Consider the following 347-nt stretch of genomic DNA (forward strand, 5'->3'; position numbering starts at 1 on the left):
AATGATACGGCTACCACCGACTTAAACACCTATCTATTCTTCGGCAGCGTCTGATGTGTATAATACACAGGCGCCAGCGCACCCGCCGGCGCAGGCGCGCCGCGCGACTGCAGCGTCTGCAGGGAGTACAGGAAGGCTTCGCCGTGCATGTCCTCATGCGCCAGTGCCAGACGATACGGATACAGCGCGAGGTCGTCGTCGGCCTCGTGCGCGAGGCGGTCGAGGATGCGGTCGAGCACCTCGTGGCAATAGGTTTTCACCGCACCCGGCGGCGGCAGGTCGAGCGTCCAGCGCGCGCCGTGCGGGACGGTGCCGGAATCGAACCAGTCGTCGCCGCGCGCCAGCAG

At 65.7% G+C, this 347-nt stretch carries 1 pseudogene; it reads right to left on the reverse strand.

What is annotated here, in order from left to right:
• Positions 1-29: 29 nt before the first annotated feature.
• Positions 30-347: pseudogene (locus ACEN88_RS34765) on the reverse strand (hypothetical protein); the annotation flags it as partial.

Source organism: Massilia sp. CT11-108, from assembly GCF_047302915.1.
Classification (GTDB): Bacteria; Pseudomonadota; Gammaproteobacteria; order Burkholderiales; family Burkholderiaceae_D; genus Telluria; species Telluria orientalis.